Genomic DNA, 22,241 nt, shown 5'->3' with positions numbered 1-22,241 from the left:
TTATTTATTTTCAAAAGATCATTAAATTTCGATTTTATATTTTGGATTCGCTCCGGTTCTGTATCCATCTTGGTGCTTATCAGTTGCTAACGGCTTTATGCCCTCGTGGCAACCTAGTAGGCTATTTATAGCCATCAAGCTGACTACAGCTATTCCGCACGCTTATTCTAGCCTGCTACAGCATTTAAAGTGATTGCTGTTCATCACTCAAATACTCACGCATGACTTTTCAGCAAGAATGCCGTATAATAAAAGTGTCTAGTTTTTATTTGCCGGCGTTCTTGATGATTATTCGTCAAGGCGCTTTTTTTGTCTGTATATAGTTTTCAAAGAACAAACACCCCTAGCGACATAAGTTATACAATTCATCGTTATATAAAGTAAACACTTGGTTATCCTTCTTACTCAATGGACGAGTTGACCAGATACACCACCAATTCCAACCTTTTAACTGCTTGGATACTTGTTCATTAGCCCTTAAATGATTATCTTCATCAACAATAAAAGTTTCATGAATCACATAATCTTTAAAATGGTTCAAATCCTTATCAGCCTTTAAAGCTTCAACATCAGTAATGATTGTTGCATTCACCCTTATTTTCATCGCATGCCCCCTTTCAAAGGATTCTTAACGGCTCCCTATAGTGGTATATAACGTCACACTATGGATGATTACCGCAGCTTTTCAATGTCTTTTCTTCCAATGCCGTAATGCTTACATATCCTGCGATATGAAACACCTTTTCGCAGTAATTCATTAACATTTTCATTTGTTAACGGAAGGTTTAAATAATGATTTATGATGACCGAATTAAGAGCAATCTTCATTCGTGCTATCCAATCACCTTCCATTTGTCTGGCCAACGGAACAGCTTCTTTCATAAACAAATGAGTTTGGTTTAAACCGATGACACTCACCCCGTTGTTTTATAAATATATTTCTCTTCAAATCTGGCACGGCTGACTTTTCCTTTAACAACTTTGTATCCCTCTTGTTTGAGTTCTTTATTTAATTCCCTAATGATTTGATATGCTTTTGCCTGCCCTACCCCCAAAATGTTTTGGATGTTTTCAGCAGTTAAAAATTCTTTCAAACAACTCCCTCCTTTTCTGCCTTTTTCGTCTTTTCGTTTATAAGTTAATTATAATTAAACTATACGTTTAAGTCAATACAAAATTAAACTTTTTGCATAAAATCAATAAGCTTTTTTAATTTCAATGCAAAACCTTATATTACATATAATAGATGTAAAACCATTATATTTATGCATTAAGTTTAAGTCAACACTAATAATAAACTTATCGAAAAGATAATAGATAAGTCCTAGCTTGGTTACAATTAGTGGTGATAAGATTAAAATAAACTTTCTGTAGATTGGACGAATTAATATGAGTTTAGGAAAACGATTAAAAGAAGCGAGAAAAAAACGTGGACTTTCTCAAATTGAAGTTGCTCAAAAACTTAACATTTCTAACCAAGTCATTTCTAATTATGAAAGAGATTTTCGTGATCCAGACACAAAAACATTAAAGCAATTAAGCGACCTGTATAATGTTTCAACTGATTATTTAGTAGGTAAAACCCCCATTGAAAGCAACAATAAAGCTTCAAAATTGACCCAAACATTTAATGAAGTAATTGAGGAGCTAAAAGATGAGGATACACTACTCTTTAAAAATGACGGTGAGTTCGACGAAGAAACAGCCCTTCTAATTAAGAAGGCATTAAAAAATGGAATAAAGCTTGTTGATGAATTAAAGAGGAAAGAGTGATACCAATTTATACGAGCAAAAACATAAAACATAAAGTACAGTTAATCTTGTTAAGTTACGGAACTAATGATGTTTATGAAATTTGCGAACAACTAAATATAATTATAACCAAGAACAACTTAGGACAAGCCGAAGGTTTACTTCAACATCTTAAAGAAGAAAATCGTTATATAATCCATACAAATGAAAAACTAACGCACCAAACAATCCAAAAATTCATTGTTGCCCACGAACTAGGACATTATTTCCTCCACAAAAATTTAAATGCTTTTAAAGTGGCTAATTGCTCCGTTGTCTTAAAAGACAAGTTAGAACACCAAGCAAATATATTCGCTTCTGAATTGTTACTTCCGGACAAATTATTAAAAGAACATTTATTCGAAATACAAAACTTAACAATTCATCAACTAGCATCTTTCTTCAATCTACCTACATATGTCATACAGCACAAACACTCACAATTGAAACTTTTGTCAAGAAACCGAATGGAAACAGGAATTAATCATGTATGCGAAATCTCTATATAAAGAAAAAAGCCCACTCACGAAAAACGAGTGGGTTTACTTTAGCTTCCAAGCCGATCTGATGCAATACTAATTACATTTTCAGATTTAGCTTGATGACCAAAAGTATCTGAATTAAAGGATAAGCCCAGTATTGTCATCCCCATTAAAATCGTCATTGATAAGGCAATCATTTTTTTCTTCATGAATAATCTCCCCTTTTCGAATTTCGTTTCTGGCTGCTATTACCTTACGATAATATTCGTTAGAGAGTGAAGAATTTCCTTTTTCATAATAAAACTCTGCAACCTCATGAGCATATTCTTCAATATCAGCAAATAATTTCTTTGATTGAAAGTAATCTAAGGCCTCATTAATCAAAGAAACATCTTCATCGGAAAAATATAATCCCTTTAACAATTTGAATTTGGCTTGGTATTCATAATCATTGTTACGCATAGCTATGGCACTTCCTTGTTCAAAATAGAGAAGCGCTTTATTCATTTCCCCTTTTTGGGCTAATACATGAGACAAATTAAATAAAGTTTTAGACATAAAAATATGCTTTTCCTCTTGAAAGACTTGCAATGCCTTCATGAGATTTTGAATCGACAAATCATATTGACCAACACTCCTATAAACGATACCTAAATTCATATGAAATGTTGCAATGAGATATTTTTTTCCGATTTTAAAAGCATCCTGTAATCCTTTTTTCAATTCCTTAATTGCACTATTGTAATTTAAAGTATCAATTAAATTTCCAGCTACAATAAACCTGCAATGAAGTATTCTTTCATCATGAATGTCAAATTTCTGGTATATCTTAATAGCTCTCTTTGCATAACTCAGTGAAAAATAAGTTTGTTTCATATAGTAATATACTTCTGATACTTTAAAATAAAATTCTCCACGTTCAATCTCATCTTCAATCTCTGATAATTTGGTTTCAGCTAAACTATAGGCGTTTATTGCAGAAACAAGTTCTTTTCTTCTGAATTCGTACATTCCCATGAAAAAGAAGAAATAATACTCAAGCATTTTTGACAAACTGCCTTCTTTTTCTTTCAAAATTTCGTAAGTATTCCTAACTTCCTCAACATCTTTTGATCTCAAATAAATTAGCATTAGTTCATGTCTAAAATCTAAAAGTTGATAATATAGGAGTACATCTTGCTTCATTTCGACTTCTTCTAAAAGAGATTCAATTTCCGACTTCTTCTTTTGGGCTTCTTCAATCATATTTTTCTTTATGGTGGTATACCATGAATTCAACTTAGATATTAAAATTTCATACGGAATCCTTTCTTTTTTTATAGATGTATGATCCAAGAAAATCTCACCCCGCAGATTTACAAAATTGTTCGAATATTTACATTAATTGTATTATGTCAGATCAAAAAGCCATTTACAATTCTTAATGTAAAAAGGTACATTTCGGCTACATGCAAGCAAATTAATTGCGTTTTTTTTGCGGTAATAGCAATACTTTTGTGGCTTGACAAGATATTGCAATGAAGAAAAAAATTAAAAGAGGATAACAAAAGTTATCCTCAGCTTTGAATATTTAAGTTCATGCTTTTCATGATATTTTTTTGTTTCGTTTTACCTCTAAATAATGAATATGCCGACCGTCTATTTTGTGTACTTTAAACACATATCCTTCGGCTTCTATTTCAGAACCAAGTTTGGCATCTATATTTTGAGTCATAAACCAGCCGCCTATTGTATCCACATCCGCACTTGTTAACGCGGTTTCCAATAGTTCATTTACATCCTCAATAAGCACTTTTGAATCTAAAATATAATGATTATCATTGATTTTTCTAATATCAGGAACTTCATGTTCATCAAATTCATCTCTGATTTCGCCTACTATTTCTTCAAGAATGTCTTCAACAGTGACCAAGCCTGAAGTACCACCATATTCATCAACTAGAATAGCGATATGAGTTCGCTCTCTCTGCATTTTCACCAATAAATCATGTATCGGAACGGATTCAATCACATGGATAACAGGATTGATATGATGTTCTAATTTGAAATGATCCTTTGTTTTCTGATCTGTATCAATATACGCTGACAAGAACTCCTTGGCATTTATAAAACCAATAATCGTATCTTTATCCCCATTTAGAACCGGATACCTTGTATAGCTCTCTGTCTTAATAGTCCTAACAACAGATTCGTATGATTCATCGATAGAAATCGCTAGTATTTCTCTTCTAGGAATCATGATTTCTTTGGCGATTCTTTCATCAAATTCAAAAATGTTATTGACATACTTTAACTCATTCTTATTGATTTCGCCGCTTTTATAGCTTTCAGACAGTAAGATACGCAGTTCTTCTTCAGAGTGAGCAAGATCATGTTCTGACGCAGGTTTTAACCCGAAGAGTCCGACGATAAATCGGGCTGAACCATTTAAAAACCAGATAAAAGGGTATAAGATACGGTAAAACCAGATAATTGGCTTTGCTGTTAAAAGAGTGATCGCTTCAGCTTTTTGAATCGCAAGAGTTTTGGGAGCAAGCTCACCGACTACTACATGCAAAAAGGTCGCCATGACAAAAGCAATGACTAAAATCAATACATGTGAGACGGGTTCACTTACATGAAAATAAGCAAATAAGGGATGCAAAATCACTTCAAAAGTCGACTCTCCAACCCAGCCAATCCCTAATGCTGTAACAGTGATTCCCAGCTGACAGGCTGACAAATATTCGTCTAAATGAGTAACGACTTTTTTTGCTGATACAGCACCTTTTTTGCCCTCTAATATGAGTTGATCGATTTTCGAAGTTCTAATTTTTACAATCGCAAATTCAGTTGCAACAAAAAATGCGGTTAACACAATTAAAATGGCAAATATAATAAGATTAATCGTTGTCAATAGTTTGCCTTACCAAGTAAGGCGAACACCTCCTGTATAAAGATCTTCTTTACATATTCCTTAGTATTGATAATTTAAACATACAATAACCAAACAAAAATATTTTATTTCCATTTCTGCTAAATATATAACACTTATAACATAATTATAAGTTCATTTGAACCTAAAATCAATTAAAATTATTAGAAGTAATCTGTATGAGAATTTTTTTTATCTGGTTGTGGTAAGTTAATATTGAGGATGTTTATCAAAGTCAAAATAAGAAAGAAGGTGATCCCATGCCCACTAACAATAAACCCAATAGATTAATCGCTGAGAAGTCTCCATATTTACTTCAACATGCTCATAACCCTGTGAATTGGTTCCCTTGGGGACAAGAAGCATTTGATAAAGCGAAACGCGAAAACAAGCCTGTTCTCGTATCTATTGGGTATAGCTAGCTCGGGTAGCTACACGCACATGTCATTGGTGCCATGTCATGGCTCATGAAAGCTTCGAGGACGAGGAAATTGCCCGCCTTCTTAACGAACGTTTTGTTGCGATTAAGGTGGATCGGGAAGAGCGCCCTGATGTCGATTCTGTTTATATGAGAATCTGCCAGCTGATGACCGGACAGGGCGGCTGGCCGCTGAATGTGTTTATCACGCCAGATCAGAAGCCGTTTTACGCGGGTACATATTTTCCGAAGACCAGTAAATATAATCGTCCGGGTTTTGTTGACGTGCTTGAGCATCTTTCAGAAACGTTTGCGAACGATCGTGAGCATGTCGAGGATATTGCAGAAAACGCCGCTAACCATTTACAGACAAAAACAGCAGCTAAAACAAGCGAGGGGTTGAGCGAATCAGCGATCCACCGGACATTCCAGCAGCTTGCCAATGGTTTCGATACAATCTACGGCGGCTTCGGACAGGCGCCGAAATTTCCTATGCCTCATATGCTCATGTATTTGCTTCGTTATTATCACACCACGGGGCAGGAAAACGCTTTGTACAACGTCACGAAAACACTGGACAGCATGGCAAATGGAGGCATCTATGACCATATCGGCTATGGGTTTGCCCGCTATTCGACCGATGATGAGTGGCTCGTCCCTCACTTTGAAAAAATGCTGTATGACAATGCGCTCCTGCTGACAGCTTATACTGAAGCTTATCAAGTTACGCAAAACAGCCGTTACAAAGAAATTTGTGAACAGATCATTACGTTCATTCAACGGGAAATGACCCATAAAGACGGAAGCTTTTTCTCCGCTTTAGACGCGGATACAGAAGGCGAAGAAGGAAAGTACTACGTGTGGTCAAAAGAAGAGATCTTGAAGACGCTCGGAGAGGATCTCGGCACGCTGTATTGCAGCGTGTATGACATCACAGAAAAAGGCAACTTTGAGGGCAAAAACATTCCCAACCTCATTCACACCAAGCGGGAACAAATCAAAGCGGATAGCGGCTTAACCGAAGAAGAGCTCAGCCGCAAGCTTGAAGATGCAAGATTGAAGCTGTTAAAGACGCGTGAAAAAAGAACGTATCCGCATGTCGATGATAAGGTGCTCACCTCATGGAACGCGCTGATGATTGCGGGTCTTGCTAAAGCAGCAAAGGTATTCCAGGAACCCCAATACCTCAGCTTGGCTGAAGACGCTATCACCTTTATTGAAAACAACGTAATCATCGACGGCCGGGTGATGGTTCGGTATCGCGACGGCGAAGTGAAAAACAAAGGATTTATCGACGATTATGCCTTTCTCTTATGGGCTTATCTCGATCTCTATGAAGCCTCGTTTGATCTATCATATATAGAAAAAGCGAAGAAGCTGTCAAACGATATGATCGATTTGTTTTGGGACGAGGAGCATGGTGGATTCTACTTTACCGGACATGACGCAGAAGCATTAATTGTCAGAGAAAAAGAAGTGTACGATGGCGCCGTGCCTTCAGGAAACAGCGTGGCAGCCGTTCAGCTCCTGCGCCTCGGGCAAGTCACAGGCGATTTGTCGCTGATTGAAAAAGGCGAAACGAGGTTTTCCGTGTTCAAGCCTGAAATCGAGGCATACCCGAGCGGCCACTCTTTCTTTATGCAAAGTGTGTTAAAACATATGACGCCTAAAAAGGAAATTGTGATTTTTGGGCGCCCGGACGATCCAGACAGAAAACAAATCACAAGCGCACTTCAAAAGGCCTTTATTCCAAACGATTCCATTCTGGTGGCAGAACATCCTGACCAGTGCAAAGACATTGCACCATTCGCGGCTGACTATCGCATCATAGACGATCAAACAACCGTGTATATTTGTGAAAATTTTGCCTGCCAGCAGCCGACAACAGACATAGAAGAAGCCTTACAAACCTTAAAAAGCAGCAGGGATTAAACACCTTGCTGCTTTCTTTTTGATCTCTTATGGTATTGTACAACGATAAATGCAAATAAAAGATTAATGACAACCGTAAAGAAAGTCTCCCACATCGGATTTCCCCGTGTGATGGCGAATAATGAAGGAATATCTCCATATACACTGTTTTTTTCAGTAATAAAAAGACATAAAAACATATTATTCGCGGCATGCACACCAAGTGAAATTTCAAGGCTGCCTGTTTTGACCGTATAATATGTTAAAAGAATCCCAATCGTTACATACTCAATGCCTGCCCAAAAAGCGCCATTATTCATTTCAGGATTGCCAAAGTGTACAGCCCCAAATAGACCGCCGACAATCAGCGTCAATACAAAAGGGTTCTTTATTACTTTTCCAAAAGCCTGCAATAAAAATCCCCTGAAAAACAGTTCTTCCGCAGAAGTCTGGAGCGGCACCAATAACAGAGATGCCACAAGCAGCCACAGAAAACGTGAGGCGTCAAAATCCTGAAAAGTGTATTTCGCCGGATGAACCGCATAATCAATCCCTTGAACCACAGCCATCAGCAAGAAATAAGCGATAAAGCCAAAGAAAATGCTGCGCCAGCTGATTTTTGCATGGGGTGTAATGACTGACCGAAACGGACGTTTCAGGATAAAGCGCACCGCCAGCCAAACCCCTGGGATTGCAAATACATAAACGATATGAGTTAAAAACAGATCAGCCAAAGAATCGGTTAACATACCTGTATCCACATCAAACGCGATATTTGGACTTAAAAGTGCCGTCAATAACATCATAAAGACATAAACAATGCTTCCAAAAAAGAATAAGCCAACCATCACCAACAAGGAGAAAAAATATCTCCACAATGTATTGTTTCCTTCTAGAGGACGGATAAATGAATTCATTCCTTCTATGACTCTTCCTTTCAATGAGAATATTACTATATATTTGCATAATTTGGTCTATTAATCTACTGTTTTGGAAATCTTTTAAGCAAAATTAAGGCGAAAAGTGTGAATTTAGTTCTTCCATCTAGTGATTTGAACACTGTTCCCAATGATTCCAGATACTTATAATAATGCCAAGAGGAGAATGTTCAGGCTTTCTCCCGCTATTAAAAAAGGGGGTTTTTTATGAATACGGGCGTCAAACCGAAACATGCACATCCTTTTTCAAACGCGGCAAACCGTTTAGACCGCCTCCCGATTTCACGTGTCCACTTCCAAGTATTAACTGCTCTCGGCATTGTTTACTTCTTTGATCTTGCGGATTTATTTACCCTCAGCAATGTAGCGCCGGCACTGATCGAGCATTGGGGCATCCAGCTTTCAACCATTGCCAATGTAACGGCTGCTTCGTTTCTAGGCATGTTCTTGGGAGCATCACTTGGGGGACGGCTTTCAGATCGAATCGGACGAAAAAAAGCCTTGAATCTATTTGTCTTCGTTTTTTCAATCGCATCGTTATGTAACGCCGCGGCTTGGGACATCCCATCCTTAATGGCGTTTCGTTTCCTCACTGGATTTGGCGTCGCAGCTGCCATGGTCATCACCAATAGCTATCTAGCAGAATTTTTCCCTTCAAGTGTTCGCGGAAAGTATATTTCTTTCTGTGCCATGATCGGATTGATCGGCGTTCCGATCACCAATATCGTATCAGCCTTTGTCATTCCGCTCGGCTCTTGGGGATGGAGACTTGTCTTTGTATGGGGCGCTGTTGGTCTTATTTATTTTTTCTTTATTCGGCGGCTGGAGGAATCACCCCGCTGGCATGAAAATCGCGGTGAATATGAAAAAGCCGATGCCATCCTGAAAAGGATTGAAGCAAGCGTTGAAAAAGAAAAAGGCCCGCTTCCTGCTCCGGCGCCGCAAACCGCAAGCGGACAGGTACAACATGCGGGTTACGCAGGATTATTAAAGGGGAGAAACCTGAAAATAACCATTGTGTTATCCGCGGTATGGATTTTTGAAACATTTGGATTCTATGGCTTTGCCTCTTGGGTTCCCAGCCTGCTAAAAAGCAACGGGGTCACGATGGAAAATACATTATGGTATAACGTATTGCACTCGGTCGGCGCTCCGCTCGGTGCGTTGCTGGGTTCAATGATTTCCGAAAAATTCCAGAGAAAATGGATATTGGCCGCCAGTGCGTTTCTGACTGCCATCGCAGGTCTTTTATATGGCATGACCTTCATTCCCATCATGATTATCGTGTTTGGTTTCATCGTTAATATTACGGAGCGGGTTTTCACATCAAACTTATATGCGTATACATCTGAGCCTTTCCCAACAGAGTATCGCTCGTCAGGCAGCGGTTTAGCCTATGGTCTCGGCCGCTTCTCGAACATCTTCGGATCATTGCTCGTCGGTTTTATCGCCGTTCAGCTCGGCTATGTCAGTGTCTTTTTCTTTATAGGCGGCTGCTGGCTCGCATGCTCCATTTTGTTAATCTGCTTCGGCCCCAATACGAATGCCAAGCAGATATAAAAAGTCAGTGCGGCGTTTAACCGCACTGATTTCAATTCAATTCATTCAGCTTTCTCGCAGGGTTTCCTCCTACAACCGTATTCGCAGGCACATCCTTTGTCACTACGGAACCCGAAGCAATCACCGCGTTATCGCCGATCGTCACTCCCGGGTTTATCACTGCCCGCCCGCCAATCCAAACATTATCTCCAATTGTAACAGGCTTACCGAATTCCTTCCCCGACTTCCTAACAAGCGGGTCGAGAGGGTGACCAGCCGTGTAGATATGCACCCCTGGAGCTATCAAACAATCACATCCTATACGAACTTCACAAACATCAAGAATGACACAGTCAAAATTAACAAATGTACGATCCCCCATATGAATGTGATAGCCGTAATCACAGCGGAATGTCGGCAAAATGGTGACTTGATCACCGATCGAACCAAGCAGATTTTTCAAAAGCTCCGTTCGCACTGACTCGTCTTCTGGTGATTCGTTATATTGTTTAATCAGATTTCTCGCATGTTTACGCTCTAGTGATAATTCACGGTCTTCCGAGTTGTATAATTCTCCGGCTGCCATTTTTTCTTTTTCTGTCAGCATTCAATTCACTCCAAGATGTTAAATTGTAATCTCTATTAGATTTCCTTCCTCATCTTCAATTACACTTTCATAGTAGCCGTCCCCTGTCGTCCTTGGGCCGCTTACTACAGCGAATCCGTCCTGCTTTAACCTTTCTGTCAGTTCATCAACATTCTCTTTGCTTCCAGTGGAAAAAGCGATATGCGCCCAGCCTGTCATCGTTTGTGACGGCTGATCAGTCACATCTCCTTTTTTCATGATTTCCAGCCTTGCTCCGGAATCAAACGTCATAAAATACGACTTAAAATCTTTCTTCTCATTATAATAAAGAGAATTGGCTTTGCCATTAAAATACGTTTCATAAAAAGCCTTCATTCGCTCTAAATCTCTGACCCAGATGGCCGTGTGCTCAATATGCATGTCTTCCTCCTCCTTTGTCTTTCAATGAAGTTATAAGGGATGAAATGCATTTCAGTTCAAGCTTTTTTTCATGAATTGATGCTGAATTTTTATATCTATGGGATGTTCCTGCAAAAATAACGAAAATGCTGCGGTGCCCAGCTGCTCAAGATTCAGGTCAAGCGATGGGAAACAGAGGGCACGGCTGATAGAGGAATGTCCTTCTCCAAGGATCTCAACATCCCAGTCTTTCTTTTTGGCAAATACATAAATTCCCGCTGCCACTTCATCACTGTTTGCATAAATAGCTGTTGGAGCCCGGCCGCTTGTATAGAAATACGCACCCGCCTGCTCTCCGTCGTCCATATGATTGCAGCCGGTCAGCATATGGCGGTCCTCCAGGCTGCCATAGACGGCCTGATAAGCTGCTGCTTTATCCGCCGTACTCGGACTCTTGTCGGCGCTTCTCACGCAAGTAAAAGCGATATTCTCATGTCCGCGATTCTTTAGATATCGAAAGCTTTCTATGTAGGCTGCTTTTCTGTCATTGTAAGCACAAGGAATATCAATGTCTCCAGTATCTTCACAAGCGATAAGCGGTCCATATTCTTGATAGGCTATTATACTGTCCCAGTGATTGGCTCGTGATGTAATAATGAGGCCATCTATTTTTTTCATTCTTAACAGCTCTAAATATTTGATTTCAATGTCGGGGTTATAGTTGGTAGGGAGGAGGGTTGTTGCATATTCATGTCTAAATGCCGTCTTTGTGATGCCGTTTACGATTTTATCAAAGCAAGGGTGATCGCTGTAAGGCAGGATTACACCGATCGTTTGAGTCTTGCCGCGAATGAGATCGATCGCAGTTCGATTCGGTGTGTAGTCTAATTCCTCCATGACTTGATGCACCAGCTTCCTTTTTTCTTCAGACACATACGGATGATGATTCAGTACGCGTGACACAGTCGAAACAGATACATTCGCCAGCCTTGCAATCTCTTTTATGTTTGCCATCTCTTTCTCCTTTTTCATCATAAAAAAGCAGTAAGGATCAATCCTTACTGCTATCACATCATATATTGATCGTAAGTTCAACAGGACAATGGTCGGAGCCCAAGACGTGTGCTGATATCTTGGCATCTTCAATCTGCCCCTTAAGCCGTTCAGAAACAACAAAGTAATCCAGACGCCAGCCAATATTTCTGTCCCGTGCCCCCGCACGATACGACCACCAGGAATATGCGCCTTCCAGATCAGGATATAAATAACGGAATGAGTCGATAAAGCCGACTTCTAAGAAGCGAGTGAATGCTCCTCTTTCTTGATCAGAAAAACCCGCGTTATTCCGGTTTGCTTTTGGATTCTTCAAATCAATTTCCTGATGAGCCACATTTAAATCACCGCACAGGATAACGGGTTTTGTCTTGTCCAATTCGAGAATAAACGCTAATAAAGCCTCTTCCCACTGCAAACGGTAATCGATGCGTTCCAGTCCTCTTTTTGCATTAGGCGTGTAAACGGTCATCACATACATGGTTTCAAATTCCAGCGTAATCACTCTGCCCTCTTGATCATGCTCTTCTATTCCGATTCCATACATGACGTTCAGCGGCTTTTGTTTTGAAAAAACAGCCGTGCCGGAATATCCTTTTTTCTCTGCATAGTTCCAATATACGTGGTAGCCTTCTGGCTCAAGATCCACTTGGCCGTCCTGAATCTTTGTCTCCTGCAGACATACAATATCGGCATCCTCGTCTTTCAAGTAAGAGAGGAAATCCATTTTTCTCATGGCAGCCCGCAGGCCATTCACATTCCAAGAAATGAGCTTCATTTTTTATCCCCCTATAAAAAAGAGCAAGAACCCGAAGGTCCTTGCTCTTTACGTATCAGCTTACTCACCAGTTACGTATGGAAGTAAAGCCATTTGACGAGCGCGTTTGATCGCTGCAGTCAATTTACGTTGGTATTTAGCGTTTGTTCCAGTTACACGACGTGGTAAAATTTTACCGCGCTCAGAAACAAACTTTCTAAGAAGATCTACATCTTTGTAGTCGATGTGCGTGATGCCGTTAGAAGTGAAATAACACACTTTACGGCGCTTCGCACGACCGCCTCTGCGTCCTCCTGCCATTGTCATTTCCCTCCTTTCTTTGTCAATTTAGTGATATTCTCATTAGAATGGAAGATCATCATCCGAGATGTCAATCGGCTTGCCGTCGTTGGCAAATGGGTCATCATTAAAGCTGTTCCCCTGATTGCGTCTCTGGTTGTTTTGATTTCCTCCGAATGGATTATCATTTTGGCCTCCGCCAAAGTACTGGCCTCCGCCGCTGTTTCCTTCGTTGTATCCACCTGAACCAGAACCGCCGCCGTTTTTCGGCTCAAGAAATTGAACACTTTCAGCTTGGACCTCGGTCACGAAGACACGCTGCCCTTGCTGGTTTTCATAGTTTCTTGTTTGTAAACGGCCATCTACGCCTGCAAGGCTTCCTTTTTTCAGGAAGTTAGCAACGTTTTCGGCTTGTCTTCTCCAAGTGACACAATTAATGAAATCGGCCTCACGTTCTCCTGACTGGTTCGTAAATGTACGATTCACAGCAAGAGTAAACGTGGCAACAGCCGCACCGTTTGGCGTATAACGAAGCTCTGGGTCTTTTGTCAGTCTTCCGACTAATACAACTCGGTTAAGCATAAGAAAGACCACCTTTTACCATTATATATTTCAAAATTGCTTATTCTTCTTCTTTAACAACAATGTGGCGAATGATATCGTCACTGATCTTAGCTAGACGGTCAAATTCTTGAACTGCCGCAGCATCAGCTTGAACGTTTACGATTTGGTAGAAACCGTCGCGGAAATCGTTGATTTCGTAAGCAAGACGACGTTTACCCCAATCCTTTGTTCCAGTGATCTCCGCACCGTTAGAAGTCAGAACGTTGCTGAAACGCTCGATAACTGCTTTTTTAGACTCATCGTCAATGTTTGGGCGGATAATGTACATAACTTCGTACTTTCTCATCTGTTTGCACCTCCTTTTGGACTAAGCGGCCCGTAATGGGCAAGGAGCAATAATTCTATTACTCACAATTTTATATTATACCAAAGCTCTTGTCCCTTTACAACTGCATCCTATACATTAAATCGGAAATGAATTACATCTCCGTCTTTTACCACGTAATCTTTTCCTTCAAGACGGACTTTTCCGGCTTCCTTCGCTCCTGCCATGCCGCCGCCCGCAAGAAGATCCTCATAGGCAACCGTTTCAGCGCGAATGAAGCCGCGCTCAAAGTCACTATGAATAATTCCAGCGCATTCAGGGGCCTTCATGCCTTTTTTGAATGTCCAAGCTCTGACTTCCTGTTCACCGGCTGTGAAATATGTTGCCAGCCCAAGCAGGGAGTAAGATGCTTTAATTAGCTGATCAAGACCTGACTCTTCAATACCCAGCTCTTCAAGGAACATTTGCTTTTCATCGCCTTCAAGCTCAGCGATTTCGGATTCAATCTTCGCACAAACGACGATGACTTCTGCGTTTTCGCCGGCAGCGTATTCACGAATCTTCGCTACATATTCATTGCCAGACGGATCAGCCACTTCATCTTCACTTACGTTCGCAACATACAAAATAGGCTTTGACGTCAGCAAATGAAGCTGCTTTACAAGCTTTTGCTGCTCTTCAGTAAACTCAACAGAACGAGCAGGCTTTTCATTCTCAAACGCTTCTTTCAGTTTAGACAAAATGTCAAACTCAAACACAGCCTCTTTATCTTTTTGCTTTGCAAGCTTGCTGACACGTGTAATCCGCTTCTCGACTGTTTCCATATCAGCGAGAATCAGCTCAAGATTGATCGTTTCGATATCATCAATCGGATCAACTTTACCGGAAACGTGTGTAATATTATCATCAGAAAAAGCACGGACAACGTGGCAGATCGCGTCAACTTGGCGAATATGAGAAAGGAATTTGTTACCGAGACCTTCTCCTTTTGACGCACCTTTTACGATTCCTGCAATATCAGTGAATTCAAAAGCAGTCGGCACAGTCTTCTTTGGTTGGACAAGCTCAGTCAGCTTTTGCAGACGATCGTCCGGTACTTCTACAATTCCCACGTTCGGATCAATTGTACAGAACGGGTAGTTGGCTGATTCGGCACCGGCCTGTGTAATTGCGTTAAATAATGTTGATTTCCCGACGTTCGGCAAACCGACAATTCCAGCTGTTAAAGCCATTCTTTCATCTCCTCTATATAAAACCGTCATTGCATTAACGTATTTTGAACCTAGAGCAATTATAAGGAGGTTCACTGGAAAAGACAAGCTGACAAAAAAGCATCTTCAGCCTGCTGAACCTTCTCATTATGCTTTTTTCAAGCCCACTAAACAGTCAAAAAGCGTACTTCCCATTCCATTATCAGAATTTGTATCATTTGTCAGCGTATTGACGGAGCCGCCAAAAGCCGCCCACATGCCTTCATCTATATTTATCGTCTTCGGATGAGCCTGTTTCATCACTTTCACTTTTCCATTCAAACGGCCCCGATCATTGAAAATGACAACCTCGTCTCCATCCTGAAGATTCTGCTCAGCCGCTATGTCTGAAGAAATATCAACCTGTATGTGCTGAAGCTTCTCGATGAACGGAATATGCTGTGAATGATTAGAGCGCTGCGGATGAATAGACAAAAGCGTGTATGGGTATTTTTCGGCAAGTTCTTCGTTATGGTAAACAGACTCCTCAGGCACTTCCAATTGAAGTGCACCGCTAAATCCTTTTTCTTCAGCTAAAGACGAGGTAAACTCAAATTTTCCGCTTGGCGTCAGAAATTTAAAGTCATCCCAAGGCACCTGTTTAACCGGAAGCGGGAGATGGCCTTTTTCTTTTAGGCGCTCAAGCGTTACACCGTCTGCCTCCAATGAAGAAAGCCCCATCTTCAGAAGTTCTTCAGTACTGTGTTCAAAAAGCTCTCCAAACCCAAGGCGTTTTGCAAGCTCTGCCCATATCCATCTGTCCGGCTTCGCTTCGCCCTGCGGTTCCACCAGCTTCTTCCCATACTGAACATAATGATGGTACATACTAGAATAGTAAATATCCTCTTCTTCAAAAACAGTGGCAGTCGGCAAAACATAGTCGCACAGCTGTGCCGTATCGGTCATGATGGAATCAATCGCTACGGTCACCGGAACCTTTTCAAATGCTTTTCTTACTTTATTTGTATTTGGCACCTGAGTCAGCGGGTTCCCGCATGTCACGATAATCATCTCGATCGCAGGATCAGCAGCGGTTAAAACCTCTTCAGCCTGTGTCATCATTGAAAAAGAACGTGATGTCGTTTTTAATTCCGGCATTGTCAGCTTTGTTTTTGCAAAGCTTTCACCAATCTGGACATTGCCAAAATTTGCGCCGCCGCCTTTAATACCAACGTTTCCGCTTGCCGCAACAAGCGCATCAATCCAGCGAATCGTCCCGCCGCCATTTTTGTACCGCTGCATACCAAGCCCCATAAAAGTAGACACAGGGCCATCGGCATACAGACCAGCAAGAAACTCCAGCTCCTCCATCGTTGTCTCTGTTTTCTCAGTAAATTCTTCTAAAGAAACGGTACTCAAAAGCTCTTTTACATCATCAAACCCGACAGAATGCTGAGAAATAAAATCCTCATCCGTTCTTCCCGTCTCGATCAGAACCTTCAAAACAGCCGCGGCAAGCCAGCCATCCATTCCCGGCTTTACAGAAATATAACGGTCAGCCAGTTTTGCAGTCGGATTAAAAATCGGATCAATCACCGTCAGTGTTGCGCCCTTTTTCTTTACCTGCTGCAAATGGTGATAAAGGTGCATATTTGTCCTTGATACATTTCTGCCCCACACAACGACGTGTTTGCTGTTGTAAATATCAAGCGGCCCGTGCCCATACGACCGGCCGAAATCCCAGCTTTGCGCCTCTATACCAGAGCCCCAGCAAATGCTTCCGACAATCTCTGTCACACCGCCATACGCATTAAAAAAACGCTGATCTAGCGCTTTTAACAAACCGTTATTGGCGTAATCATGGCTGTGCAAAACTGCTGTTGTTTCTGACGTCTCCTTAATGTCCCGAAGTTTATCGGCAATTTCATCAAGAGCCTGCTTCCAGGAAATCCGCACAAACTCGCCATTTTGTTTCTTCATCGGATAGCGAAGCCGATCAGGCGAGTTTGTTTTCGTCTCTAGCATTCTGCCGCGGCCGCAGATTTTTCCTTCTGTAATCGGATGGTTTGGATCTCCGTCCACTTTTGTTACCTTTCCGTCATCAACAGTCACCACAAAACCGCAGCTGTCCCAGCAATTCAGAGGGCATGCTGACTGATGCACTTTGCTCATCGCCGTCTTCTCCTTACCTTCTATATGAAAAAGCATGAGTGTCAGCCTTTTTATGAAGTAGGCTCCTCATGCTTGACCAGTACTTTTTTTACTTTTCTTTCAAATTCTTTTCTCGGAATCATCACACTGTGAGAGCAACCCTCACACTTAATCCGAATATCCATTCCCATACGTATGATTTTCCATCTGTTTGCTCCGCATGGGTGCGGTTTCTTCATTTCTACAATATCTTTCAGGCCAAAGTCTTTATCCGCCAAGACCCTTCACCTCTCTTCATAAACTGCTGAATCTATTGTACAAAAAAACTGATCACTAGAGCAATCATCATACCCAAAAAGAAGAACATCCTCTTATTTCCATTTACTTAAAATAGGATATAACAGCAAACAAACTAATAGATAAAGATTCAGCATTCCATAAATGGGATACAGAAAAGCGATTAAATCGGAAAAACCGAAAGAAGTAAAAGGCACCATCAACACTAACAGAATCAATACAATCATCCATCTCGGCATGTGAAGAAATGCCATGAGCCGACTGGACAATCCGAATAAACCAGCCACTGTCGTCGTATATATCGCAAGGCACAGCACCGCAGTCATACATAAAAAAAGAAAATAAGGGGCGCCTTCCAGAACGGCAAACAGCGGAATTTCAAATTGAGAAAGGGAGCCCGCCAGCTCCACTAATGTTTCATTATAAACAAAAGAGATCACGCCAAAAATAAGACCGCTGGCCACACTGGCGATTTTAGCTTCCCCCAGCCCTTTCATTTCTTTCCCGACAGACGATAGTATTGCGACCACCGAAAGAATATTTAAGGAAGTAAACGTAATGCTGGCAGGCCAGTTATACTGCCGGCTCAAATCTATCGTCCACGTATGGTGATGAGTGCTCTGAAATGAAAATAACGCGTACAGCAGACCCGCTACTAAAATAGGAATTAAAATGGCATTCACAGATAAAATCCCATTCACATCCCAAAAAAACAAACAAACCGTCACGATGCACAGCAGCGCAATCCCCCACCAAAAAGGGAGCTTGTACATCTGCAGCGTCACTCCGCCTCCTGCGATCATCACCATGGTTGTAGAAAATAAATAAAAGACAATGAGAATATCATAAATTTTCGCCAGCCACGGTCCCATTAAATGTTCAAGAACCGGCAGAAAGTGAGTGGATTGAACCTTAAAACTGATTTTCATCACAATATAAGACGAGAAAATGAACATTACTGTAAACAGCACAATAGCCAGTCCGCTTTCTGCGCCAAAAAACTGCCATATCTCCTGACCGCTTGCATATCCGGCGCCGATCAGACTGCCCAATATAAGGAGCATCCACCTCATTCCGGCTCTCCACAACATTATCACCTCATAGGTAAAGAGTTCAGCTTGTTTCCGTTATTGTTACTATATAAAACGCTAATAACAAAAATGCCTATTTTCATAGAAAAACAAAAAATAATGACTGGAGTGAAATTATCATACAAAATACACATCAAAAAAGACCGCCTAAACAGGCAGTCAAAACACAGAATTCCATTCTCCACTTTCTCCACCAAGCTATCCTGATACTTCCTAAAATAAATGTTCGACAGGCTCAATGCCAAAAATTCAAAAATTCCGGTATTAGAAGTCAATTTCAATCCTTCGATCTTTGTAAACTTCATTAGGCGTTCCGTATTCAAATGATTGCTTCATTACCAGAACCATAACCAAGTTAGACAGCAGACCAAATCTTGCGTCATCTGAAGCGCTGCGACACAATACTTGTAAACAACCTCTATCATCTCCTCTCTGTATTCAAAAATCCGTAAACAGACACAAAGCATAAAAAACCTAACTGCTGGATATAATGTAAACAACCTTACATACCAAAAAAACACATCCCTAGCAATTCCGATACCTAACAAGGAAGTGAAACCTATGAATCGAAAAGGCGGGCTTTTTTCTTCTCAGGAACGAGTAAAGCAATATGTTTCACATACAGATACAGCTGCAGCAAAACAAATACAAACGATTCTTTCTTCATCCTTACATAAAGCTGCCGGCAGACCAATTGTTGTGGTTTGTATCGGAACAGACCGTTCAACTGGTGACTCATTAGGCCCGCTCGTAGGAATGAAACTCAAACAGATGCAGCTCACCAGATTCCACGTCTACGGCACCCTGTCTGATCCCGTGCATGCTGTAAACATGAAGGATAAATTAATGGAAATTCACAAATTACATAAAAACCCATTTATTATAGCGGTGGATGCATGCTTAGGGCGTGTGAAAAGCGTAGGTTCATTCCAAATCGGAGAGGGTCCTTTAAAGCCTGGGGCCGGTGTACAGAAGGATCTTCCTGAGGTAGGAGATCTCCATGTGAACGGAATTGTAAATGTGAGCGGTTTCATGGAGTACTTTGTTTTACAAAATACAAGGCTTCACTTGGTCATGAGTATGGCAAATGTTCTTGCTGAGGGACTGAGTTTAACAGATCGAACAGAGTGGAGGCAGGAACGGCTTAGTCCGCTGCAAAGACTCACAGGACGATTATAAAACAAAAAACCATCTTCAATAGAGATGGTTTTCTTTCATTACGACTCTCGTTCTGATAAAAGCTCTAAGATCCGTTCAAGATCCTCGTTGGAGAAAAACTCAATTTCGATTTTACCTTTTTTCTTTTGTCTCTTAATATTTACTGTTGTACCAAAATAATTTTGGAGATACGATTCCCGTTCTTTGATAACCGCATCCTTCACAGGTTCTTTTTTCTTTGTTTCACGTGGAACATTCTCATTTAATTGCTGAATCAGCTGCTCAAGCTGACGAACGTTAAGCTGTTCTGCAATCACTTTTTGCACAAGCGGTTCAAGCTTGTTTTTATTCTTCAAACCAAGAAGTGTGCGGCCATGCCCCATAGAGAGCGTGCCTTCCGCAATCAGCTGCTGAATGTTCTCAGGCAGTGTCAGCAATCTTAAATGGTTGGCAATATGCGGCCTGCTTTTTCCTAGACGTTTTGCAAGCTGCTCTTGCGTAACATCTAAGTGCTTAAGCAAAGAGTCATAAGCCTGAGCCTCTTCCAGCGGTGATAAATCCTCACGCTGAAGGTTTTCCAGTAAAGCAATTTCTCTCATTAACGCCTCTGATAATTCACGGACAATCGCTGGAACAGTTTCTAATCCTGCAAGCTTTGCCGCCCGAAAGCGCCGTTCACCCGCAACGATATCATAGCCTTTTAAAGATTTTCTGACGATAAGCGGCTGGAGAATGCCATGCTGCAGCACAGATTCCTTTAACTCAGCTAGCGCTTCGTTGTCAAAGTGTTTTCTTGGCTGATAAGGATTAGGGCGTAAATCGGTAACTTTGATTTCCTCAACTGTCTCTTCAGACAAATCAACCTGATTAAACAACGCATTAATCCCTTTTCCAAGGCCTTTAGCCATTCGCAGCCACTTCCTTTGCTAAATCTAAATATACTTCCGCTCCTCTTGATCGCGGATCGTATAAAATGATGGGTTTACCGTGACTCGGTGCCTCGCTCAAACGGACATTACGCGGAATAACAGTCTGATATACTTTATCTCTAAAGTATTTTTTCACCTCTTCAATCACTTGAATGCCAAGATTTGTCCGGGCATCAAGCATCGTCAGCAATACGCCTTCAATCATTAAATCAGTATTCAAATGCTTTTGCACTAGACGTACTGTATTTAATAATTGGCTCAGTCCCTCTAAGGCATAGTATTCGCACTGTACAGGTATGACAACTGAATCTGAAGCAGTCAACGCGTTAATTGTCAGCAATCCCAATGACGGAGGACAATCAATAATAATATAATCATAATTCTGCTTCACTGCTTCAAGGGCTCTCTTAAGTCTCACTTCTCTTGAAATTGTCGGAACCAGCTCGATCTCAGCTCCTGCAAGCTGTATCGTCGCAGGAATCACATCCAAATTCTCTACTGAAGTTGCTTTAATAATATCTATTACATCTGCATCATCTACTAAAATATCGTACACACACTGATCTACATCGGCTTTTTCAATCCCCAATCCGCTCGTTGCATTCCCTTGCGGATCAATATCTACCAGCAGAACCCTTTTCCCTATGTAAGCTAAGCATGCTCCAAGGTTGACAGACGTCGTTGTTTTTCCGACTCCGCCTTTTTGGTTCGTAATTGCTATGATTTTTCCCACGATGTCACCTACTTTCACATGAACATGTACTGTCATGTTTCTATTTTATCAAAAAAAGATTAAAGCGTTTCACTTTTTTCATCATTTTGTCTTTTATCAGGAGGGAATATTTGAAAATTCAATCAGCGCTTTATTGCTTTCTCTTATAAATTCTAATCCTTATATGTTTTTTTGACTTAAAAAAGGGATTTTAAATAGAAAAAAAGAAGAAGTTACAAGACAGAAAGTACAAACAGGACGGTGATCATATGGTTTACAAAACAAAAAGAGATGCACCCGTTACTCTTATGATTGTGTTTCTCATATTACTGATACAAGCAGATGCCATAGTTCCTTTTGTGCTGGGAAATATGAGGATATCCGGCTCGATCATTTTTGTTCTTCTGACTCTCTTAAATGTGCTCATCATTTGGAGTTTCATTGATCTGAAATATGTATTGAAGGAGCACCGTTTGATCATTAAAGCCGGATTGATCAAACATCAAATTCCTTATGAAAAAATCGACAAAGTGATTCAACAAAAGAAGCTGTGGTCAGGTTTTCGGCTTATTGGCTCACGACATGCGATTACAATTTATTATCGGGGAGGCTGGGGACATGCAGTCATTTCTCCAAAAGACACGGAAGAATTTATCCAGCAGCTCAAAGAAAAGAATTCTAATATAATAATCGCAACTAAAAGTAATTAATTTCCTTTTAGCGAAAAAGCTCTCCT

At 40.8% G+C, this 22,241-nt stretch carries 27 protein-coding genes; 7 read left to right on the top strand and 20 right to left on the bottom strand.

What is annotated here, in order from left to right:
- Positions 1-21: 21 nt before the first annotated feature.
- From LJF29_RS20565 to LJF29_RS20550, 4 genes are all read right to left on the bottom strand, one after another.
- Positions 22-138 (bottom strand): hypothetical protein, encoded by a 117-nt coding sequence (locus tag LJF29_RS20565; RefSeq protein WP_229150254.1) that lies wholly within the window; start codon positions 136-138, stop codon positions 22-24.
- A 205-nt stretch (positions 139-343) separates the two neighbouring features.
- Positions 344-604, bottom strand: a complete 261-nt coding sequence (locus tag LJF29_RS20560; RefSeq protein WP_229150253.1) for a hypothetical protein — start codon at positions 602-604, stop codon at positions 344-346.
- Positions 605-672: 68 nt separating this feature from the next.
- Complete coding sequence (locus tag LJF29_RS20555; RefSeq protein ID WP_267496129.1) at positions 673-882, bottom strand: hypothetical protein; 210 nt, start codon at positions 880-882, stop codon at positions 673-675.
- 32 nt (positions 883-914) lie between these two features.
- A complete protein-coding gene (locus tag LJF29_RS20550; protein WP_017418449.1) occupies positions 915-1,094 on the bottom strand; it encodes a hypothetical protein in 180 nt (59 codons plus the stop codon).
- A gap of 295 nt (positions 1,095-1,389) precedes the next feature.
- Here LJF29_RS20550 and LJF29_RS20545 point away from each other — a divergent pair, with 295 nt between their 5' ends.
- Positions 1,390-1,773, top strand: coding sequence for a helix-turn-helix domain-containing protein (locus LJF29_RS20545; RefSeq protein WP_229150251.1), 384 nt, complete (start codon positions 1,390-1,392; stop codon positions 1,771-1,773).
- Entirely contained in the window at positions 1,770-2,300 is a 531-nt protein-coding gene (locus LJF29_RS20540) for an ImmA/IrrE family metallo-endopeptidase (RefSeq protein ID WP_229150250.1), read from the top strand. The genes LJF29_RS20545 and LJF29_RS20540 overlap by 4 nt, the downstream gene beginning before the upstream one ends.
- A gap of 111 nt (positions 2,301-2,411) precedes the next feature.
- On the opposite strand, the gene LJF29_RS20535 is transcribed toward LJF29_RS20540, so the two are convergent.
- Both LJF29_RS20535 and LJF29_RS20530 read right to left on the bottom strand, forming a co-directional pair.
- Complete coding sequence (locus LJF29_RS20535; RefSeq protein WP_324255132.1) at positions 2,412-3,608, bottom strand: Rap family tetratricopeptide repeat protein; 1,197 nt, start codon at positions 3,606-3,608, stop codon at positions 2,412-2,414.
- A 250-nt stretch (positions 3,609-3,858) separates the two neighbouring features.
- On the bottom strand, positions 3,859-5,169 hold the full coding sequence (locus tag LJF29_RS20530) for a hemolysin family protein (RefSeq protein ID WP_229150249.1): 1,311 nt from the start codon (positions 5,167-5,169) through the stop codon (positions 3,859-3,861).
- Positions 5,170-5,447: 278 nt separating this feature from the next.
- On the opposite strand from LJF29_RS20530, the gene LJF29_RS20525 reads away from it, so the two are divergent.
- Complete coding sequence (locus LJF29_RS20525; protein WP_229150248.1) at positions 5,448-5,609, top strand: DUF255 domain-containing protein; 162 nt, start codon at positions 5,448-5,450, stop codon at positions 5,607-5,609.
- Positions 5,610-5,647: 38 nt separating this feature from the next.
- Complete coding sequence (locus tag LJF29_RS20520) at positions 5,648-7,537, top strand: thioredoxin domain-containing protein (RefSeq protein ID WP_229150247.1); 1,890 nt, start codon at positions 5,648-5,650, stop codon at positions 7,535-7,537.
- Here LJF29_RS20520 and LJF29_RS20515 read toward each other — a convergent pair.
- Positions 7,534-8,433, bottom strand: coding sequence for a CPBP family intramembrane glutamic endopeptidase (locus tag LJF29_RS20515; RefSeq protein ID WP_229150246.1), 900 nt, complete (start codon positions 8,431-8,433; stop codon positions 7,534-7,536). The genes LJF29_RS20520 and LJF29_RS20515 overlap by 4 nt on opposite strands.
- A gap of 228 nt (positions 8,434-8,661) precedes the next feature.
- Between LJF29_RS20515 and LJF29_RS20510 the strand changes: the two genes are divergently transcribed.
- Positions 8,662-10,014 carry an MFS transporter gene (locus LJF29_RS20510; RefSeq protein WP_010332652.1) on the top strand — a complete coding sequence of 451 codons (1,353 nt, stop codon included), beginning with the start codon at positions 8,662-8,664 and terminating at the stop codon, positions 10,012-10,014.
- A 31-nt stretch (positions 10,015-10,045) separates the two neighbouring features.
- Here LJF29_RS20510 and LJF29_RS20505 read toward each other — a convergent pair whose 3' ends face one another.
- The 11 genes from LJF29_RS20505 to LJF29_RS20455 form a co-directional block, all read right to left on the bottom strand.
- Positions 10,046-10,600, bottom strand: coding sequence for a sugar O-acetyltransferase (locus LJF29_RS20505; protein WP_229150245.1), 555 nt, complete (start codon positions 10,598-10,600; stop codon positions 10,046-10,048).
- A gap of 18 nt (positions 10,601-10,618) precedes the next feature.
- Positions 10,619-10,999, bottom strand: a complete 381-nt coding sequence (locus tag LJF29_RS20500; RefSeq protein WP_229150244.1) for a VOC family protein — start codon at positions 10,997-10,999, stop codon at positions 10,619-10,621.
- 51 nt (positions 11,000-11,050) lie between these two features.
- Positions 11,051-11,992, bottom strand: a complete 942-nt coding sequence (locus tag LJF29_RS20495) for a LacI family DNA-binding transcriptional regulator (RefSeq protein ID WP_229150243.1) — start codon at positions 11,990-11,992, stop codon at positions 11,051-11,053.
- 58 nt (positions 11,993-12,050) lie between these two features.
- Positions 12,051-12,809 (bottom strand): exodeoxyribonuclease III, encoded by a 759-nt coding sequence (gene xth / locus LJF29_RS20490; protein ID WP_229150242.1) that lies wholly within the window; start codon positions 12,807-12,809, stop codon positions 12,051-12,053.
- Positions 12,810-12,869: 60 nt separating this feature from the next.
- Positions 12,870-13,109 (bottom strand): 30S ribosomal protein S18, encoded by a 240-nt coding sequence (gene rpsR, locus LJF29_RS20485; RefSeq protein WP_010332656.1) that lies wholly within the window; start codon positions 13,107-13,109, stop codon positions 12,870-12,872.
- 42 nt (positions 13,110-13,151) lie between these two features.
- Positions 13,152-13,670 (bottom strand): single-stranded DNA-binding protein SsbA, encoded by a 519-nt coding sequence (ssbA, locus tag LJF29_RS20480; protein ID WP_003219228.1) that lies wholly within the window; start codon positions 13,668-13,670, stop codon positions 13,152-13,154.
- Positions 13,671-13,710: 40 nt separating this feature from the next.
- Positions 13,711-13,998 (bottom strand): 30S ribosomal protein S6, encoded by a 288-nt coding sequence (gene rpsF, locus LJF29_RS20475; protein WP_010332658.1) that lies wholly within the window; start codon positions 13,996-13,998, stop codon positions 13,711-13,713.
- A gap of 110 nt (positions 13,999-14,108) precedes the next feature.
- Positions 14,109-15,209, bottom strand: a complete 1,101-nt coding sequence (gene ychF, locus LJF29_RS20470; RefSeq protein WP_010332659.1) for a redox-regulated ATPase YchF — start codon at positions 15,207-15,209, stop codon at positions 14,109-14,111.
- A gap of 126 nt (positions 15,210-15,335) precedes the next feature.
- Positions 15,336-17,339, bottom strand: a complete 2,004-nt coding sequence (locus LJF29_RS20465; RefSeq protein WP_229150241.1) for a molybdopterin-dependent oxidoreductase — start codon at positions 17,337-17,339, stop codon at positions 15,336-15,338.
- A 50-nt stretch (positions 17,340-17,389) separates the two neighbouring features.
- Complete coding sequence (locus tag LJF29_RS20460; RefSeq protein WP_010332661.1) at positions 17,390-17,596, bottom strand: DUF951 domain-containing protein; 207 nt, start codon at positions 17,594-17,596, stop codon at positions 17,390-17,392.
- A gap of 93 nt (positions 17,597-17,689) precedes the next feature.
- Positions 17,690-18,706, bottom strand: coding sequence for a membrane protein (locus LJF29_RS20455; protein WP_032731139.1), 1,017 nt, complete (start codon positions 18,704-18,706; stop codon positions 17,690-17,692).
- 561 nt (positions 18,707-19,267) lie between these two features.
- On the opposite strand from LJF29_RS20455, the gene yyaC reads away from it, so the two are divergent.
- Positions 19,268-19,885, top strand: a complete 618-nt coding sequence (yyaC, locus tag LJF29_RS20450; protein WP_229150240.1) for a spore protease YyaC — start codon at positions 19,268-19,270, stop codon at positions 19,883-19,885.
- 38 nt (positions 19,886-19,923) lie between these two features.
- Here the strand turns inward: yyaC and spo0J are convergent, their stop codons facing one another.
- Entirely contained in the window at positions 19,924-20,772 is an 849-nt protein-coding gene (gene spo0J, locus LJF29_RS20445) for a stage 0 sporulation protein Spo0J (RefSeq protein WP_010332664.1), read from the bottom strand.
- Complete coding sequence (gene soj / locus LJF29_RS20440; protein WP_010332665.1) at positions 20,765-21,526, bottom strand: sporulation initiation inhibitor protein Soj; 762 nt, start codon at positions 21,524-21,526, stop codon at positions 20,765-20,767. Before soj ends, spo0J begins: the two co-directional genes overlap by 8 nt.
- A 248-nt stretch (positions 21,527-21,774) precedes the next feature.
- On the opposite strand from soj, the gene LJF29_RS20435 reads away from it, so the two are divergent.
- Positions 21,775-22,215 (top strand): PH domain-containing protein, encoded by a 441-nt coding sequence (locus LJF29_RS20435; protein WP_229150239.1) that lies wholly within the window; start codon positions 21,775-21,777, stop codon positions 22,213-22,215.
- Positions 22,216-22,241: the final 26 nt, after the last annotated feature.

This window comes from Bacillus sp. LBG-1-113 (assembly GCF_020708615.1).
Taxonomy (GTDB): Bacteria; Bacillota; Bacilli; order Bacillales; family Bacillaceae; genus Bacillus; species Bacillus mojavensis.
This window is presented reverse-complemented; position numbering and strand designations above follow the sequence as displayed.

Bases quoted from the DNA above. Each gene is read 5' to 3' on its own strand.
- LJF29_RS20560 (WP_229150253.1), bottom strand. From the start codon at position 604: ATGAAAATAAGGGTGAATGCAACAATCATTACTGATGTTGAAGCTTTA.
- LJF29_RS20555 (WP_267496129.1), bottom strand. From the start codon at position 882: ATGAAAGAAGCTGTTCCGTTGGCCAGACAAATGGAAGGTGATTGGATA.
- LJF29_RS20545 (WP_229150251.1), top strand. From the start codon at position 1,390: ATGAGTTTAGGAAAACGATTAAAAGAAGCGAGAAAAAAACGTGGACTT.
- LJF29_RS20525 (WP_229150248.1), top strand. From the start codon at position 5,448: ATGCCCACTAACAATAAACCCAATAGATTAATCGCTGAGAAGTCTCCA.
- LJF29_RS20520 (WP_229150247.1), top strand. From the start codon at position 5,648: ATGGCTCATGAAAGCTTCGAGGACGAGGAAATTGCCCGCCTTCTTAAC.
- LJF29_RS20515 (WP_229150246.1), bottom strand. From the start codon at position 8,433: ATGAATTCATTTATCCGTCCTCTAGAAGGAAACAATACATTGTGGAGA.
- LJF29_RS20510 (WP_010332652.1), top strand. From the start codon at position 8,662: ATGAATACGGGCGTCAAACCGAAACATGCACATCCTTTTTCAAACGCG.
- LJF29_RS20505 (WP_229150245.1), bottom strand. From the start codon at position 10,600: ATGCTGACAGAAAAAGAAAAAATGGCAGCCGGAGAATTATACAACTCG.
- LJF29_RS20500 (WP_229150244.1), bottom strand. From the start codon at position 10,999: ATGCATATTGAGCACACGGCCATCTGGGTCAGAGATTTAGAGCGAATG.
- LJF29_RS20495 (WP_229150243.1), bottom strand. From the start codon at position 11,992: ATGGCAAACATAAAAGAGATTGCAAGGCTGGCGAATGTATCTGTTTCG.
- xth (WP_229150242.1), bottom strand. From the start codon at position 12,809: ATGAAGCTCATTTCTTGGAATGTGAATGGCCTGCGGGCTGCCATGAGA.
- rpsR (WP_010332656.1), bottom strand. From the start codon at position 13,109: ATGGCAGGAGGACGCAGAGGCGGTCGTGCGAAGCGCCGTAAAGTGTGT.
- ssbA (WP_003219228.1), bottom strand. From the start codon at position 13,670: ATGCTTAACCGAGTTGTATTAGTCGGAAGACTGACAAAAGACCCAGAG.
- rpsF (WP_010332658.1), bottom strand. From the start codon at position 13,998: ATGAGAAAGTACGAAGTTATGTACATTATCCGCCCAAACATTGACGAT.
- ychF (WP_010332659.1), bottom strand. From the start codon at position 15,209: ATGGCTTTAACAGCTGGAATTGTCGGTTTGCCGAACGTCGGGAAATCA.
- LJF29_RS20465 (WP_229150241.1), bottom strand. From the start codon at position 17,339: ATGAGCAAAGTGCATCAGTCAGCATGCCCTCTGAATTGCTGGGACAGC.
- LJF29_RS20455 (WP_032731139.1), bottom strand. From the start codon at position 18,706: ATGTTGTGGAGAGCCGGAATGAGGTGGATGCTCCTTATATTGGGCAGT.
- yyaC (WP_229150240.1), top strand. From the start codon at position 19,268: ATGAATCGAAAAGGCGGGCTTTTTTCTTCTCAGGAACGAGTAAAGCAA.
- spo0J (WP_010332664.1), bottom strand. From the start codon at position 20,772: ATGGCTAAAGGCCTTGGAAAAGGGATTAATGCGTTGTTTAATCAGGTT.
- LJF29_RS20435 (WP_229150239.1), top strand. From the start codon at position 21,775: ATGGTTTACAAAACAAAAAGAGATGCACCCGTTACTCTTATGATTGTG.